This window comes from Mesorhizobium sp. M0615, assembly GCF_040320805.1.
Classification (GTDB): Bacteria; Pseudomonadota; Alphaproteobacteria; order Rhizobiales; family Rhizobiaceae; genus Mesorhizobium.
In genome coordinates, this window is sequence record NZ_JAMYQI010000011.1 from 1 (window position 1) to 17,139 (window position 17,139).

Sequence of the window (17,139 nt, forward strand, 5' to 3'; positions counted from 1 at the left end):
CGTTTTTTTGGTGCGGTTTGTATCTTCCCCAGTTCGGGGGTTGGGTGTTTTTTTTTTCTATTGTGTGTTTTTTGGGGGTGTGGGGGGGGGGTCGGCGAGGCTGCACCGACCCCACCCCGCGTCACCAGTGCCGCCTTGCGGCACTTGCTCCGCGACCCTCCCCTCGAGGGGGAGGGTAATCACCCCTGCGAAGGCCTGAACCGCGCCACCAGCGTGTGGCTCTCCGCGGCGTAGGTGAACCTCACCTGCGTCACCGGGTGCTCGGCGCCCCAGGTCCGGCGCTCGACCACCAGGCAGGGCGCGCCGGCGGCGATGTCGAGCGATTCGGCAATGTGCCTGTCGGCCGCGACCGCGCGGATACGGTGCTCTGCCTCGCTCCACGGCACGCGCCCGATCAGCCAAGGGCCGGGGGCAATGTCGAGAAACTCCTCCTCGGCGGCTTCCGCGACGGCGGCCAGATTGATCAGCCGCTGTTCGTGCGCGAACGGCCGCTTGCCGGCAAAATGCCGGCATTCCAGCGCCAGCACCTGTCCAGCCGCTCCCAATTCCAGCAAGGCGCGATCCTCGGCGCTGCTGCGCCTTTTCTGCCGCGCCATGCGCTCATAGCGATAGGCCAGCCCAAGCGCTTCGACCTCGATCCTGATGTCGTGAATTTCCAGCACCGCGGCCTGCGACTGCGGCTGGCGGACAAAGCTGCCCGAACGGCGGCGGCGCTCTATCAGCCCGGCCTTGGCCAGTTGCGACAGCGCCTTGTTCACCGTCATGCGCGAGCAATTGTATTCGCCCGTCAACTCGTGCTCGAACGGGATGCGGTGACCCGGCGCCCAGGCGCCGGACATTATTTTCTCGCTGATGTCGGACAGGATGCGCTGGTGCAGCGAACCGCCGCCTTCCACCGCCGCTGTCTCTGATATGCTCATGCCGAAAGCGCCGTCATCACATGGCGAAAGCGCTCGGCGATCGTCTCACGCGCTGCATGCCGGCCGCCGCTGACCTGTTTTTTTCCGTGCACCCAGACGCAATCGACCTTGCCGCCATTGGCAAAGATCCAGGCGTCGAGGATCGCATCGCCACTTTTTCCGGCCAGCGAAGGATGGTTTTCGTCGAGGGAGACGAAATCAGCCGCGGCGCCGGCGGCGATCCGCGACGGGCCGGCGCCGAGTGCGGTGCTGCCGCCATCGAGGGCGGCGTCGAACAGAGCCCGCCCGGTCGAGCCGCCGGCCACCGCCAGCACATTGCGGGCGCGGTGTGCGAGGCGCTGCGAATATTCGAGCTGGCGCAATTCATCCGGCAGGCCGATCAGCACGTTGGAATCCGAGCCGACGCCGAAGCGGCCGCCATGTTCGATGAACAGAGGTGCTGAAAAGGTGCCGTCGCCGAGATTGGCCTCGGTGATCGGGCAAAGCCCGGCAATGGCGCCGCTTCTGGCCATGCCGGTTGTCTCAGCCTCGGTCGTGTGGGTGGCGTGAATCAGGCACCAACGCTTGTCGATCCCGGCATTGGCGAGCAGCCATTCGACCGGTCGCGCACCCGACCACGCCAGGCAATCCTCGACCTCCTTCACCTGCTCGGCGACATGGATGTGGATCGGTCCGTCCGGCGCAATGGCGGCAACAGCGCTGAGTTCCTCCGGCGCCGCGGCGCGCAGGCTGTGCGGGGCGACGCCGACGACAGCCTGATTCAACGCACGAACCGATTCGCGGCTTTTCTCAAGCAAGCGCTCGAACCGATTCACATCGTTGATGAATCGCCGCTGGCCTTCGTTGGGCGCAGCGCCGCCGAAGGAAGAATGGGCATAAAACACCGGCAGCAGCGTCAGGCCGATACCGGTCTCGCCAGCCGCGGCGGCAATGCGCTCGGCCATCTCGGCAAGGTTGGCGTAGGGTTTTCCGTCACGATCGTGATGGAGATAGTGGAACTCGCCAACGCGTGAGAACCCGGCCTCCAGCATTTCGACATAAAGCTGGGCGGCGACCGCCTCGACCTGATCCGGCGTCATCGACAGCGCGAAGCGGTACATCACCTCGCGCCAGCTCCAGAAGCTGTCGGCGGAGGGACCGCGCAGTTCGGCAAGCCCGGCCATGCCGCGCTGGAAGGCGTGGCTGTGCAGGTTCGGCATGCCGGGGACCACAATGGCGTGGCGTTCGTCACCGCTCCGCGGCGACGTGTCGACTTCGACGGTTGCGATGCGACCGTCCGTGACGACGATCCGCACCTTGTCATGCCAGCCATTGGGCAGCAGCGCCTGTTCCGCAAAGATCGCCGTCACGTTTTTCTCCGCATTCCCTGAACAATTGCACTTGCAGTGCTTTTCAATATGTATATACATAATCGCCATCCAATCAAACGGAAAAAGATGATGGCGGCACAGAACAAAAGCCGGGCAGGGGGCCTTCACCTTTGGCGCAATGCGCGCCTGGCAACCATGGCCGAAGGCGACGCCGGACTGGGCATTGTCGACAAGGGCGCGATTGCCGCCCGGGACGGTCTCATCGTCTATGCCGGTCCGGAAGCCGACATGCCGTCAGCGTTGGCTCAGGGCGGCGAGACTACCGATTGCGAAGGCCGCTGGATCACGCCCGGTCTCATCGACTGCCACACCCATCTCATCCATGCCGGCAACCGTGCCAACGAGTTCGAGATGCGGCTGGCCGGCGCCACCTATGAAGAAGTCGCCCGTGCCGGCGGCGGCATCGTCTCCTCGGTCGAATCCCTGCGTGCCGCGAGCGAAGACGAACTGGTTGCGCAGACGCTGCCACGCCTCGATGCGCTGATGGCCGAGGGCGTCACCACGGTAGAGGTAAAGTCGGGTTACGGGCTCGATCTCGAAAATGAACAGAAGTCGCTTCGCGCCGCGCGGCAGCTGGACAAGCAACGCCCGGTCACGGTCCGCACCACCTTCCTCGGCGCGCATGCGCTGCCGCCGGAAGCAAAAGGCGACAAGGACGCTTTTGTCGATCTCGTCGCCAACACGATCCTGCCCGCAATCGCCGCCGAGGGCCTGGCTGACGCCGTAGACGGCTTTTGCGAGGGCATTGCCTTTTCGCCGGAACAGATTGCCCGCGTCTTCGACAAGGCTAAGGCGCTTGGCCTGCCGGTCAAACTCCATGCCGACCAGCTGTCCAATTTGCATGGCGCCGAACTCGCCGCCCGCTATGGCGCGCTGTCGGCCGACCATCTCGAATACACCGATGAAGCAGGTGCCGCAGCCATGGCCAAGGCCGGCACCGTGGCGACGATCCTACCCGGCGCCTACTATTTCATCCGCGAAACCAGGAAGCCGCCGATCGGCCTGTTTCGCCAGCACGGCGTCAAGATGGCGGTCGCCACCGACAACAATCCCGGGACGTCGCCGCTGACCTCGCTGCTTCTGACCATGAACATGGCCGCGACGCTTTTCGGCCTGACCGTCGAGGAGTGCCTGGCCGGCACCACTCGCGAGGCTGCCCGCGCGCTGGGATTGCTCGGCCAGACCGGCACGCTTGAAGCAGGGAAATCCGCCGACCTGGCGATCTGGGACATCGAGCGTCCGGCCGAACTCGTCTACCGCATGGGCTTCAACCCGCTCCATGCCCGCATCTGGAGAGGACAATGACCGAACTTAACCTGAAGCCCGGCAATGCGACGCTGGCCGACTGGCGCGCTATCTATCGTGGCGCCGTGCCGAAGCTCGACGCTGCCTGCCGTCCGAAGATCAAGGCCAGCGCCGAGGCTGTCGCCCGCATCGTCGCCAAGGGTGAGCCGGTCTACGGCATCAACACCGGCTTCGGCAAACTGGCCAGCGTCCGCATTCCGGCCGAGGATCTAGAGACCCTGCAACGCAACATCGTTTTGTCGCATGCCGCCGGCGTCGGCGAGCCGATGCCGGTCGCTGTGGTTCGGTTGATGATGGCGCTGAAGCTGGCCAGCCTGGCGCAGGGCGCGTCGGGCGTGCGGCCGCAAACCATCGAATTGCTGGAAGCGATGCTGGCCAACGACGTCATCCCCGTCGTGCCGGCGCAGGGCTCGGTCGGCGCCTCCGGAGATCTCGCGCCGCTGTCGCACATGACGGCAGTGATGATCGGCGTTGGCGAATGCTTTACCCCGCATGGCCGCTTCCCGGCCAAGGTCGCTTTCGTCTCGCACGGCCTGGAGCCGGTGACGCTGGGCGCCAAGGAAGGTCTGGCGCTGCTCAACGGCACGCAGTTTTCCACCGCCTACGCGCTGGCCGCTCTGTTCGAGGCCGAAGTGCTATATCAGTCGGCGCTGGTCGCCGGGGCGCTGTCGACCGACGCTGCCAAGGGCTCGGATGCACCCTTCGATCCGCGCATCCATCTCCTCAGAAAACACCCGGGCCAGATCGAGACGGCGGCAGCGCTGCGCAATCTGATGTCCGGCAGCGCCATCCGTGAATCGCACCGCGTCGGCGATGAGCGCGTGCAGGATCCGTACTGCCTGCGATGCCAGCCGCAGGTGATGGGTGCTGCACTCAGCGTGCTGCGCCAGGCTGCCGATACGCTCGGCACCGAGGCCAATGGCGTCACCGACAATCCGCTGATCTTCGCCGAGGACGATACTGCGCTTTCAGGCGGCAATTTCCACGCCGAGCCGGTGGCTTTCGCTGCCGACATGATCGCGCTTGCCGTCTGCGAGATCGGCTCGCTGTCGGAGCGCCGCATCGCCATGCTGGTAGACCCCGCGCTGTCCGGCATGCCGGCCTTCCTGACGCCGAAGCCCGGCCTGAACTCCGGCTTCATGATCCCGCAGGTGACGGCGGCGGCGCTCGTCTCTGAGAACAAGCAGAAGGCCTATCCGGCAAGTGTCGATTCCATCCCGACCTCGGCCAACCAGGAAGACCATGTATCGATGGCCGCACACGGCGCTCGCCGGCTGATCGGCATGATCGAAAACGCCACGGCCGTCATCGGCATCGAACTCTTGGCCGCCGCGCAAGGCTGCGATTTCCATGCGCCGCTGGCGTCGAGTGCAGCTCTGGAAGCGGTTCGCAAGCTGGTCCGCGCAGAAGTGCCGCATCTCGACAATGACCGGCATTTCCACCCTGACATGGAAAAAGCCATCGCCATGGTGCGCAGCGGCGCAGCCATCAAGGCTGCGAGCGCGGTGACATTGCCTTCGATCTCGGGAGTCTGACATGACCGACTGGCTGACAGTGACCGAAGGCACGGCACCCCTGTTGGTGTCGATCCCGCACACGGGTATCGATCTCGCCGGCATCGACAATCGGCTGGTCTCGCCCTGGCTCGGCCGCCGCGATTGCGACTGGTGGATCGACAATCTCTACGATTTCGCCGCCGGCCTTGGCGCGACGATTGTGCATACGTCGATCTCGCGCACCGTTATCGACGTCAACCGCGATCCTTCCGGCGCCTCGCTCTATCCCGGGCAGACGACAACGACGCTATGCCCGACCGAGACCTTCGACGGCGATCCGCTGTATCTGCCCGGCGCGGAACCGACGCCGTCGGAGATAGACCAGCGCCGCATAGCGTATTTCGTGCCTTACCATGAAATGCTGGCGGCCCAGGCCGTCAGGCTGCGCGGCCTGCATGAGAAGGTCGTCATTTACGATTGCCACTCGATCCGGTCGGTGCTGCCGCGCCTGTTCTACGGCACGCTGCCGGTATTCAATCTCGGCACCAATGACGGCCAGACCGCGGATCCTACGCTGCAGGCGCTGGTTGGTCAGATCATGGCCGAGAGCGGTGAAAGCAATGTCATCAACGGTCGTTTCAAGGGCGGCTGGATCACCCGCTATTTCGGCAATCCGCAAGGCGGCTACCATGCGCTGCAGATGGAACTTGCCGATCGCGGCTATTTGCGCGAGCCCGAGGGCAAGGGCGAACCGGACAATTGGCCGGTGCCTTATGATGCCGAGTTCGCCGCGCCGATGCGCGCCACACTGACGAAAATCCTCCAATCCGCCATTGACTGGGCCGGGCGCTGAGACGCCGCCTTACTCCAAAGGGACAATGATGAACAATCCTCGCCACAACATCCGCGAAGTGCGCGCGCCCCGCGGCGACAAGCTCAACGCCAAATACTGGACGACCGAAGCGCCGCTGCGCATGCTGATGAACAACCTCGATCCCGATGTCGCCGAAAACCCCAATGAGCTCGTCGTCTATGGCGGCATCGGCCGGGCCGCGCGCACCTGGAACGATTTCGACAGCATCGTCGCCTCGTTGAAGACCCTCAATGAAGACGAGACGCTGCTGGTCCAGTCCGGCAAGCCGGTCGGCGTCTTCCGGACGCACACCGATGCGCCGCGCGTGCTGATCGCCAACTCCAACATCGTGCCGCATTGGGCGACCTGGGACAAATTCAACGAGCTCGATAAAAAAGGCCTGATGATGTACGGCCAGATGACGGCCGGCTCCTGGATCTATATCGGCACGCAAGGCATCGTGCAGGGCACCTACGAGACCTTCGTCGAGGCCGGCCGCCAGCACTACAATGGCAACCTTACGGGCAAATGGATCCTGACCGGCGGCCTCGGCGGCATGGGCGGCGCCCAGCCGCTTGCCGCCGTCATGGCCGGCGCCTGCTGCCTCGCCATCGAATGCAATCCGGACTCGATCGATTTCCGGCTGCGCACCCGCTATGTCGACGAGAAGGCCGAGACGCTCGACGAAGCGATGGAAATGATCGAGCGCTGGACCAAGGCCGGCGAGGCGAAGTCGGTCGGCCTGCTCGGCAATTCGGCCGACATCGTGCCGGAAATGTTCAAGCGGGGCATCCGCCCCGACATGGTCACCGACCAGACCTCGGCGCATGACCCGATCAACGGCTATCTGCCCAAGGGCTGGACGATGGCTGAGTGGCGCGAGAAGCGCGTCTCCGATCCCAAGGCTGTCGAGAAGGCCGCCCGCGCCTCAATGCGCCAGCATGTCGAGGCGATGGTCGCGTTCTGGAATGCCGGCGTGCCGACGCTCGACTATGGCAACAACATCCGCCAGGTCGCCAAGGACGAAGGCTTCGAGAACGCCTTTGCTTTCCCGGGTTTCGTGCCGGCCTATATAAGGCCGCTGTTCTGCCGTGGCATCGGCCCGTTCCGCTGGGCTGCTCTTTCAGGCGATCCCGAGGATATCTACAAGACGGACGCCAAGGTGCGCGAACTCACCCCCGGCAACACCCATCTGCACAACTGGCTGGACATGGCACGTGAGCGCATCGCCTTCCAGGGCCTGCCGGCGCGCATCTGCTGGGTCGGCCTCGGCGACCGCCACAGGCTGGGGCTCGCCTTCAACGAGATGGTGGCCAGGGGCGAACTCAAGGCGCCCGTCGTCATCGGCCGCGACCACCTCGATTCCGGCTCGGTGGCTTCGCCCAACCGCGAGACGGAAGCGATGAAGGACGGCTCCGACGCCGTCTCCGACTGGCCGCTGCTCAATGCGTTGCTCAACACCGCGTCGGGCGCAACCTGGGTGTCGCTGCATCATGGCGGTGGCGTCGGCATGGGCTTCTCGCAGCATGCCGGCATGGTCATCGTCGCCGACGGCACGCCGGACGCCGCAAGGCGCCTGCAGCGCGTGTTGTGGAACGATCCGGCGACAGGCGTCATGCGCCACGCCGATGCCGGCTACGACATCGCCATCGAGTGCGCGAAGGAGCACCAGCTCAATCTGCCCGGTATTTTAGGCTGATTGGCTTAAATGATGCGCATCCTACGGGCCGCCGACTACCGCGTCATGCCGTGGAAGAATGGCGGCGGCACGACCACCGAGATCGCCGTCTCGCCGGACGGCGCCGGGCTGGACGATTTCGACTGGCGCGTTTCGATGGCGCGAGTCGAGGGCAGCGGCCCGTTCTCGGGCTTTGCCGGCGTCGACCGCACGCTTGCCGTGCTGGAAGGCGAGGGTATCGTGCTTGATATTGCCGGCCGTCCGCCGGCCGAAGTGACGGCGGCTTCCGCCCCGCTGTCCTTCCCGGCCGATGTGCCGACCACGGCCGCGCTGATCTCCGGTCCGATCACCGACCTCAACGTCATGACCCGCCGCGCGCGGGCCACGCACACGGTCGAGCGCCTGGTGTTCTCGGTTCCGACCGATATCCGGCCGACCAGCGCTATGACCCTGATCCTGCCGTTCGACGGCGAGGTCGGCCTCAGCGGCCCGACATCGTCTCGTCTTGGACCCCTCGACACGCTGTTGCTCGGTCCGCAGGCGAAACTACGGGTTGAACCGGTACGGCCGACGACCGTGTTCGTCATCCGGATAGCCAGGCTGGGCCAGCCGCACCGCCAGCACAACGATTAACGCCTGTTGCCAAACATGATCGCACGCCGGAGAAATCTGGCGTAAGCTGTTGTCTGGATCACGAAAAAGCCCGAATCCTTCCGTCGTTCCAAGGCGGACGGGAGGGCAGGGGTGCTCGTCCTTGAGTTGTCGAAAGCCCCACTTAAAATGTCGAAGGGATAACGCCTCTGGCGTGGTGCGAAGCAAAACTTTCGGCCAGTGTAATCATGCAACCAATTGCATTTGAATCGGTTTTAGGGACATTGCCGTGGCGGTGGCGCCGCATCGCGTCCCCCATGCGGAATTTTCAATGAATATCCAGACAAATCCTGCCCAAATCGAAAAGTCCAGCGCCGGCTTCCCGGTCATCACCGAAGAGCCGATACGCTCCAATTTCCTGCCCGAAGAGCGGCTGCGCGCGCTGGGCGAAAGCCTCGCCAACGGCGACATCAAGGACCTGTTCGGCCTGACGCCGTTCGATTTCCAGGCCCGCATCCGCGACAGCGCCAAGAAAATCCTCGAAGTCTACCGCTCGACCAATGCCGCCCAGGCCAAGGGCGAAACCATCACGCCTGCCGCGCAATGGCTGCTCGACAACAATTATCTCGTCGAGGAGACCATTTTTCAGGTGAAGCGCGACTTGCCGCGCCGTTTCTACCGGCAGTTGCCGACCCTGGAAGTTGCCGATCGCGCCGCGGTGCCGCGCGCGCTGGCCTTGGCCTGGAGCTATGTTGCCCATTCCGACAGTTCGGTTTCGGCGACCATGTTCAAATCCATCGTCGAGGGTTTTCAGTCGGTCGAGCCGCTCAAGATCGGCGAATTGTGGGCGCTGCCGTCGCTGCTGCGCTTCGTTTTAATCGAGAATCTGCGCCGCATCGCCGTGCGCGTCGACCGCACCAGGCAGATGCGCCATATCGCCAACGAGGTCGCCGACCGCGTGCTGGCGACCGACGACAATGCAGACCGCCGGAAGATCCTGTCGGGCTACGGCGCGCATGCGCAGGACACCACCTTCGCCACCCAGTTGCTCTACCGCCTGCGCGACGGCTCGCAGAATGCCGGCAGGGCGCTGGAATGGCTGGAGGTCGAGCTCGAGAAAACCGGCTCCGACGCCGAGGAAATCATCATTTCCGAGCATCGCACGCTGTCCAGCGGCAATGTCACCACCGGCAACATCATCCGCGGCCTGCGCCTCATCAACGACGTCGACTGGACGGTGTGGTTCGAGGGCGTCAGCCGCATCGACACGCTCTTGCGCGAGCGCACCGATTTCGCCGCGCTCGATTTCTTTTCGCGCGACCAGTACCGCACGTCGATCGAGCAACTGGCGCGCCGCTCCGACCTGTCCGAATTCCGTGTCGCCGAAAAGGCCATCGAGCTGGCCAGCCATGTCCCCGGCGTCACCGATGCCTCCGGCGTGCCGGATGCATCAGCCGATCCGGCCATGCATACCGATGTCGGCTTCTTCCTGGTCGGCCCGCGCCGGCCGGATCTGGAAGAGGCGATCGGCTACCGGCCGCCCTTCCATGTGACCTTCAAGCGCGCCTTCACCGCCACGGGCTGGCTCGGCATCGTTGTGCCGGTCTTCCTGCTTACGGTGCTACTGCTGGTTGTCTCCGGCAATGCGCTTGCCCATCTTGGCCTGTCGGTGGAATCCATCACGCTGATGCTGGCGCTGTTTGCGGTGCCTGCCAGCGAAGGCGCGCTCGCCTTCTTCAACACCGTTGTTTCACTGTTCCTGAAGCCGACGCGGCTCGTCGGCTATGACTACAAGCACGGCATTCCGGCGGCATCACGCACCTTGGTCGTGGTGCCGTCGCTGATCGGCTCGCGCGATGATGTCGAGGAAAACATCCGCAACATCGAGGTGCATCACCTCGCCAACACGGCCGAAGAAATCCATTTCGCGCTGCTGTCCGACTGGCCGGATTCCAAGACCGAGATCGACGCCGCCGACATCGAGATCCTGCAATATGCGCGCGACGAGATCGCCAGGCTCAATGCCCGTTATCCCTCGGAAGGCGCGCCGCGTTTCTATATCCTGCATCGCCGCCGGCTCTACAACCAGGCGCAGGGCGCCTGGATGGGCTGGGAGCGCAAGCGCGGCAAGCTGCATGAGCTGAACCTTCTCTTGCGCGGCGATAGCGACACCACCTTCCTGCCGCTCGACGTGCCGCTGCCGGAAAAGGTCGTCTATGTCATGACGCTCGACGCCGACACGCGCACCACGCGCGACGCCGTGTCGTCACTGGTCGGCAAGCTCGCCCATCCGCTCAACCGCCCGCATTTTGACGCGACAAAGCGCGTCGTTACCGCCGGCTACACCATTCTGCAGCCGCGCATCACAGCCTCGCTCACCAGCGGCGACGACGCTTCTTTCTTCCAGCGCGTCTTCTCGTCCAACAGCGGTCTCGATCCTTACGTCTTTGCCGTCTCGGATCTCTACCAGGACGTCTTCAGCGACGGCTCCTTCACCGGCAAGGGCCTTTATCACGTCGACGCTTTCGAGGCGGCGCTGCAGGGCCGCATCGAGGAAAACACCGTCCTCAGCCACGATCTGCTCGAAGGTGCGCTGGCGCGCGCAGCACTTGTCACCGATGTCGAACTGGTCGAGGACTATCCTACCCGCTACTCGGTCGACGCCTCGCGCCACCACCGCTGGGCGCGCGGCGACTGGCAGCTGCTGCGCTTCATCGTCTCGCCGCGTTCCGGCGTGCCGGCGCTGTCGCGCTGGAAGATGGTCGACAATCTGCGCCGCTCGCTGACCCCGATCTTCTGGGTGATGGCGGCGATTGCCGGCTGGACGCTGCTGCCCTTCACGCAGGCCGCGCAGTGGCAGGCGCTGCTGATCCTGTCGCTGTTCATGGCGCCGACCTTCGATGTCGTCAACGCCATCCTGCCCAAGAGCGGCGACCAGACGCCGCGCGGCCATTTCTCCGCGCTGGCGCACGACACCGTCTTCGGCACGGCCCTTGTGGCGCTGAAAGTGCTGTTGATGGCGCACAATGCCTGGATGATGGGCGACGCCATCGTGCGCACGCTCGACCGCCTGTTCGTCAGCCGCCAGAATCTGCTGGAATGGCGCACCGCGTCGCAGGCGCACAAGGGCGGCGACAACGATCTCGGCTCCTATTACAGCATGATGTATGGCGCCGTGATCATCGGCGTCGTCGGTCTCGCTATTCCCGTACTGGCCGATTCCACCGGTGCCTTCGTCGCCTTCTTCTTCGCTCTGTTCTGGATCGGTTCGCCGGCGGTTGCCTGCTGGATCAGCCGCTCGGCCGAGACCGAGGACCGCCTGCGCATATCGCAGGCCGACATCCACGCGCTGCGCACCGTGGCGCGCCGCACCTGGCATTATTTCGAAACCTTCGTCACGGCCGAGCACCACAATCTGCCGCCCGACAATTTCCAGGAAAGCCCGGCGCCAGTTGTGGCGCCGCGGACGTCGCCGACCAATATCGGCGTCTACCTGCTGTCGGTGGTGTCGGCACGCGATTTCGGCTGGATCGCGCTCTCCGACGCCATCACTCGCATCGACGCCACGATGACGACCATCGAGAGCATGCCGCGCAACCGCGGCCACCTCTTCAACTGGTACGACACCACGACGCTCAAGCCGCTCTATCCGCTCTACATCTCGGCCGTCGACAGCGGCAATCTGGCCGGACATCTGGTCGCGGTGGCGGCGGCCTGTGCCGAGTGGGCGGAAGCCCCGTCCGTTCACCTGCAGGGCGATTTCGAAGGCGTCCTCGACACGGTGAGCATCCTCGACGAGAGCCTCGAGGAATTGCCTGACGACCGCCGGCAACTGCGGCCGTTGCGCCAGCGTCTGGCCGACCGCCTCGACGGCATGCGGCGCGCCGTCATGACCATCAAGGCGCAGCCGGAGATGGCCTCGATCCGCACCATTAACCTGGCCGTGCTTGCCGGCGAGATCCGCAAGCTCGCCACCGCCATCCACACCGAGGCCGGATCGCAGCGCAGCGACATTATCGCCGACTGGGCGGCACGGCTGGAAGCGACCTGCGAGGCGCATGTGCATGACTCGCACAGCGACGAAAACGCCGTCGAAGCCTTGCGCGCCAAGCTGCTGGCGCTGCGCGAACGCTGCCGCCGCTATGCCTTCGAGATGGATTTCTCTTTCCTGATGCGTCAGGAGCGCAAACTGCTGTCGATCGGCTACCGGGTGGAGGAGCATCAGCTCGACGAGAGCTGCTACGATCTTCTCGCCTCCGAGGCGCGGCTGACCAGCCTGTTCGCCATCGCCAAGGGTGACCTGCCCACGGAGCATTGGTTCCGGCTTGGAAGGCCGATTGTCGAGATCGGCTTCCAGGGTGCGCTGATGTCCTGGTCGGGCTCGATGTTCGAGTATCTGATGCCGCCTTTGGTAATGAAGGAGCCGCAGGGGTCGATCCTCAACCAGACCAGCAAGCTGATCATCAAGCGCCAGATCCAGTACGCGCGTTCGAAGAACGTGCCCTGGGGCATTTCGGAAGCGGCCTACAACGCCCGCGACCGCGAACTGACCTACCAGTATACCAATTTCGGCGTGCCCGGACTTGGTCTCAAGCGCGGCCTTGGCCAGAACACGGTGATCGCGCCTTACGCCACGATCCTCGCGGCGCAGTTCACACCGCGCGAATCCGTCCAGAATCTGGCCAGGCTGCGCTCCATCGGCGCTCTCGGCCGGCATGGCTTTTATGACGCCGTCGACTTCACGCCGCAGCGCGTGCCGGAAGGCACCGACCATGCCGTTGTCCTGAACTACATGGCGCATCACTCCGGCATGTCGATCGCCGCCGTTGCCGACGCCATCTTCGAGGGCAGGCTGCGCGACCGCTTCCACAGCGATCCGGTGATCGAGTCTGCCGAACTCCTGCTTCAGGAGAGGGCGCCGCGCGACATCCCGACCGCCACGGTCAGGACCGAAGCCGACGAGCGCTCGAAGGACGAGACCGAGGTCGAGAGCCCGGATTCGCGCATCGTCCTCGACCCGCTGAGGGCGTTGCGCGCCACCAGCGTCATGTCCAATGGCCGCTACTCCGTCATGGTCTCGGCCACCGGTTCCGGTTACAGCCGCTGGGGCGAACTCGCCGTCACCCGTTGGCAGCCCGACCCGACCGAAGACCGGCTCGGCTCCTACATCTTCCTGCGCGACGCCGGCAGCGGCGACTGGTGGTCGGCCACCGCGGAGCCGAAGCAGGCGACCGGCGAGAGAGTGCAAACGCTGTTTTCCGACGACAAGGCGAGCTTCGTCAAAACAGTGGGCTCGCTGCGTTCGGAGGTCGAATGCATCGTCATCTCGGAAGGCAATGGCGAGGGACGGCGCGTCACGCTCTACAACGACGGCGCCACTGACCGGCATATCGAGGTGACCTCCTTTGCCGAGCTGGTGCTGGGCAACGAAGCCTCCGACAATGCCCATCCTGCGTTCTCGAAAATGTTTATCGAGACCGAGATCGCTGCCAACAACGGTGCCATCTTTGCCACCAGGCGCACGCGCGACAAGCACGAGCCTGACGTCACCATGGTGCATTTCGTCACCGATCCGTCCGGGTCGGCGCGCGATGCCGAGGCCGAAACCGACCGCCGTGCCTTCATCGGCCGTGGCCGTACCATCGCGGAAGCGGCGGCCTTCGATCCCGGCGCCAAGCTTGGCGGTCACCACGGCTTCACCCTCGATCCGGTAGCGGCCCTGCGCCGCCAGGTGCGGGTGCCGGCCAACAAGAAGATATCGCTGACCTTCTGGACCGCCGTCGGCGCCAACCGCGCCGAACTGGACGAGGCCATCGCCAGGCTCGACCATCCCGAAAGTTTTGCTCGCCAGGCGATGCTTGCCTGGACGCGTTCGCAGGTGCAGACCCGCCATCTTGGTCTCAGCCTGACCGACGCCGCCAACGTGCAGAAGCTGGCGCGCTTCCTGATCTATCCCGATCCGTTCCTGCGCCTGCCCGGCGAATCCATCGCTTCGGGGCTGGGCAAGCAGTCCAGCCTGTGGCCGACCAGCATTTCGGGCGATTTCCCGATCTTCCTGGTCCGCATCGGCGACGTGGCCGACCTCGAAATTGTCGCCCAGGCGCTGCGCTTCCAGGAGTATATGCGCGCCCGCGGCATGATGATCGACTTCGTGGTCGTCAACGAGCAGGCATCGTCCTATGTCCAGGACCTGCAGCGCGCGGTCGAAACGCTATGCGAAAACAGCCGCCTGCGCGGCAAGGAACTCGGGCCGCGCCAGCACATCTTCGCCGTGCGCCGCGACCTGATGGACGAGGCGACGTACAAGACGCTGCTGGCGGTTGCCCGCGTGGTTCTGCACACGCGCAACGGCACCATCTTCGACCAGATCGAACGCGCCGAGGCGGCAGCCTTGCAAGCACGCGATGGCCTGCAGCCGGCGGCCCCCGCGTCACTGCGCGAGCCGTCTCTGCCGGTGCCGGCGGCGCCTGCATACCATGCCGCGTCCGACAGCAGCGCCGACGGCAGCGGCCTCAGCCAGTGGAACGGCTTCGGCGGTTTCGAAGGCGATGGCCGTCACTATGTCACGCGTCTCACCGGCCGGCGCACGACTCCGCAGCCCTGGATCAACGTCGTCTCGAACACCTCGTTCGGATTCCATGTCTCGGCCGAAGGCGCTGCCTTCACCTGGAGCCGCAACAGCCGCGATTACCAACTGACGCCATGGTCGAACGATCCGGTCACCAACCGGCCGGGCGAGGGCATCTACATCTACGATCAGGCCAGCGGCAAGGCATTCTCGCCGCTGGCTGCCGTGGTCCGCGATCCCTCGATGACCTATGAGACATGGCACGGCCAGGGCTTCTCGACCTTCCGATCCAAACGCGGCCCGCTGTCAATGGATCTGACGCACGTCGTCGATCCCGTCGATCCAGTGAAGATCACGCGGCTGCGCATCCAGAACTCGGGCTCGGCGCCGGCGCGGCTGCGCATCTATGCCTATGCCGAATGGGTTCTCGGCAGCCATCGCTCGAGCACGGCTGCGACCATCATCCCGTCCAGGGATCCAGCGACCGGCGCGCTTCTGGCGCAAAACCCCTACGGTCTCGATTTCGGCGACCGGGTGGCCTTCCTGGCCGCCACCGGTCCGGTGCATTCGGTGACAGCCGATCGTGGCGAGTTCATCGGCAGGCAGGGCACCAGCGCCTTCCCGCACACTGTCGTCAGCGGCGCCGGCCTGTCGGGCCGCGTCGAGGCCGGCGACGATCCGTGCGCAGCTGTCGCCAGCGACATCGACATCCCTGCCGGCGGCGACGTCACGCTGGTCTGGCTGCTTGGCGACGCCGCTACATCAGCCGAAGCGAGCGCGTTGGTGCAGACCCATTCGGGCAAGGATTTCGACCAGCGGCTGGCCGATAATGAACGCGTCTGGCGCGGCTTCCTCGACACCATCCAGGTCGAGACGCCCGACAAGGCGCTCGACGCCATGGTCAATCACTGGCTGCCCTATCAGAGCCTGGCCTGCCGCATCCGCGCCCGCTCGGCCTTTTATCAGGCAAGCGGCGCCTTCGGCTTCCGCGACCAGCTACAGGACACGCTGGCCCTGCTTGCGCATGATCCGAAACTGGCGCGCAACCAGATCCTCAATGCGGCGCGCCGGCAGTTCCCCGAAGGCGACGTCCAGCATTGGTGGTTGCCGCGCACCGACGCCGGCGTGCGCACTATGATCTCCGACGATGTGGTCTGGCTGGCGCATGCCACCAATCGCTACATCGAGGTGACCGGCGATACAGGGATCCTGAAGGAGCAGCTGCCTTTCATCGACGGGCAGGTGTTGGGCGAGGGCGAGCACGACGCCTTCTTCACGCCGGAAATCTCCAAGACGAGCGCTTCGCTTTACGACCATTGCGCGCGCGCGCTCGACCTTGCGGTCAAGCGCAGCAGCCCGGCCGGGCTGCCGCTGATCCTCGGCGGCGACTGGAACGACGGCATGAACCGCGTCGGCGAAGCCGGCAAGGGGGAGAGTGTCTGGCTCGGCTGGTTCCTTTTGAAGACGCTGGGCGACTTTACCACCGTGGCCAAGGGGCAGGGCGACACCAAGCGGGCGCAGGCCTGGACAAAACACGCCGATGTGCTGAAGCGGGCGCTGGAAAGCACCGCCTGGGACGGCCAGTGGTATCGCCGCGGCAGCTACGATGACGGCACGCCGCTTGGCTCGCACAATTCGGACGAGTGCAAGATCGACTCCATCGCGCAGTCGTGGAGCGTGCTCTCCGGCGAGGGCGACCCCGCGCGCTCGACCACGGCGATGCAGCAGGCGACGAACCTGCTGGTCGACGACAAGCTCAAGATCGTCAAACTGTTTACCCCGGCCTTCCAGAACACGAGAAAGGACCCTGGTTACATCAAGAGTTATCCGCCGGGCGTGCGCGAGAACGGCGGCCAGTACACCCATGCGGCGACCTGGTTCGTGATCGCGCTCGCCGAAATGGGCCGCACCGACGATGCCTATCGCTGCTTCTCGATGCTGAACCCGGTCAACCATGCGCTCGACGATGCATCGGCCGAGCATTATCGCGTCGAGCCGTACGTCGTTGCCGCCGACATCTATTCCGGTGAGGACAAGGGCGGTCGCGGCGGCTGGACCTGGTATACGGGCTCAGCGGGATGGCTCTACCGTGCTGCGGTCGAAGGCATTCTGGGCATTGAGCGGCGGGGCAAGCAGATCACGTTCCGGCCGAAACTGCCCAGCCATTGGGACGGCTATTCTGCCACGCTGAAGATGCTGGGGTCGGAGATCAAGGTTCGCGTCATCCGCGACAAAAAGGCCAAATCAATCTCGCTCGAAGTCAATGGAACCAAGACAAAATCTTCCGGTTTTCAGCCGAAAGCCGGCGACAAGACCGAGGTGGTCGTCAAGATACCCTCGTAAAATCAAAGGCTTCAG

8 protein-coding genes are annotated in these 17,139 nt (G+C 64.7%); 6 read left to right on the forward strand and 2 right to left on the reverse strand.

The features are described 5' to 3' along the window. Window positions 1-179 precede the first annotated feature (179 nt). A complete protein-coding gene (gene hutC / locus NKI46_RS20130; protein ID WP_023831551.1) occupies window positions 180-920 on the reverse strand; it encodes a histidine utilization transcriptional repressor HutC in 741 nt (246 codons plus the stop codon). Further along, the gene (locus tag NKI46_RS20135) at window positions 917-2,269 is read right to left on the reverse strand and encodes a formimidoylglutamate deiminase (RefSeq protein WP_352747582.1); all 1,353 of its coding nucleotides are present in this window, start codon (window positions 2,267-2,269) and stop codon (window positions 917-919) included. Before NKI46_RS20135 ends, hutC begins: the two co-directional genes overlap by 4 nt. 90 nt (window positions 2,270-2,359) lie before the next feature. Between NKI46_RS20135 and hutI the strand changes: the two genes are divergently transcribed. The 6 genes from hutI (at window position 2,360) to NKI46_RS20165 (ending at window position 17,124) form a co-directional block, all read left to right on the forward strand. Beyond that, the gene (gene hutI, locus NKI46_RS20140; RefSeq protein WP_352747585.1) at window positions 2,360-3,595 is read left to right on the forward strand and encodes an imidazolonepropionase; all 1,236 of its coding nucleotides are present in this window, start codon (window positions 2,360-2,362) and stop codon (window positions 3,593-3,595) included. Beyond that, the gene (hutH, locus tag NKI46_RS20145; RefSeq protein ID WP_352510765.1) at window positions 3,592-5,130 is read left to right on the forward strand and encodes a histidine ammonia-lyase; all 1,539 of its coding nucleotides are present in this window, start codon (window positions 3,592-3,594) and stop codon (window positions 5,128-5,130) included. The genes hutI and hutH overlap by 4 nt, the downstream gene beginning before the upstream one ends. Window position 5,131: 1 nt before the next feature. Continuing rightward, window positions 5,132-5,944, forward strand: a complete 813-nt coding sequence (gene hutG / locus NKI46_RS20150) for an N-formylglutamate deformylase (RefSeq protein ID WP_023742743.1) — start codon at window positions 5,132-5,134, stop codon at window positions 5,942-5,944. Window positions 5,945-5,972: 28 nt separating this feature from the next. Beyond that, window positions 5,973-7,643, forward strand: a complete 1,671-nt coding sequence (gene hutU, locus NKI46_RS20155; protein ID WP_502896825.1) for a urocanate hydratase — start codon at window positions 5,973-5,975, stop codon at window positions 7,641-7,643. A 12-nt stretch (window positions 7,644-7,655) separates the two neighbouring features. Further along, window positions 7,656-8,255: a HutD/Ves family protein gene (locus tag NKI46_RS20160; protein WP_352747863.1), complete on the forward strand. Its 600-nt coding sequence runs from the start codon at window positions 7,656-7,658 to the stop codon at window positions 8,253-8,255. Between the two features lie 289 nt (window positions 8,256-8,544). Continuing rightward, the gene (locus NKI46_RS20165) at window positions 8,545-17,124 is read left to right on the forward strand and encodes a glycoside hydrolase family 94 protein (protein ID WP_352747588.1); all 8,580 of its coding nucleotides are present in this window, start codon (window positions 8,545-8,547) and stop codon (window positions 17,122-17,124) included. Window positions 17,125-17,139 lie beyond the last annotated feature (15 nt).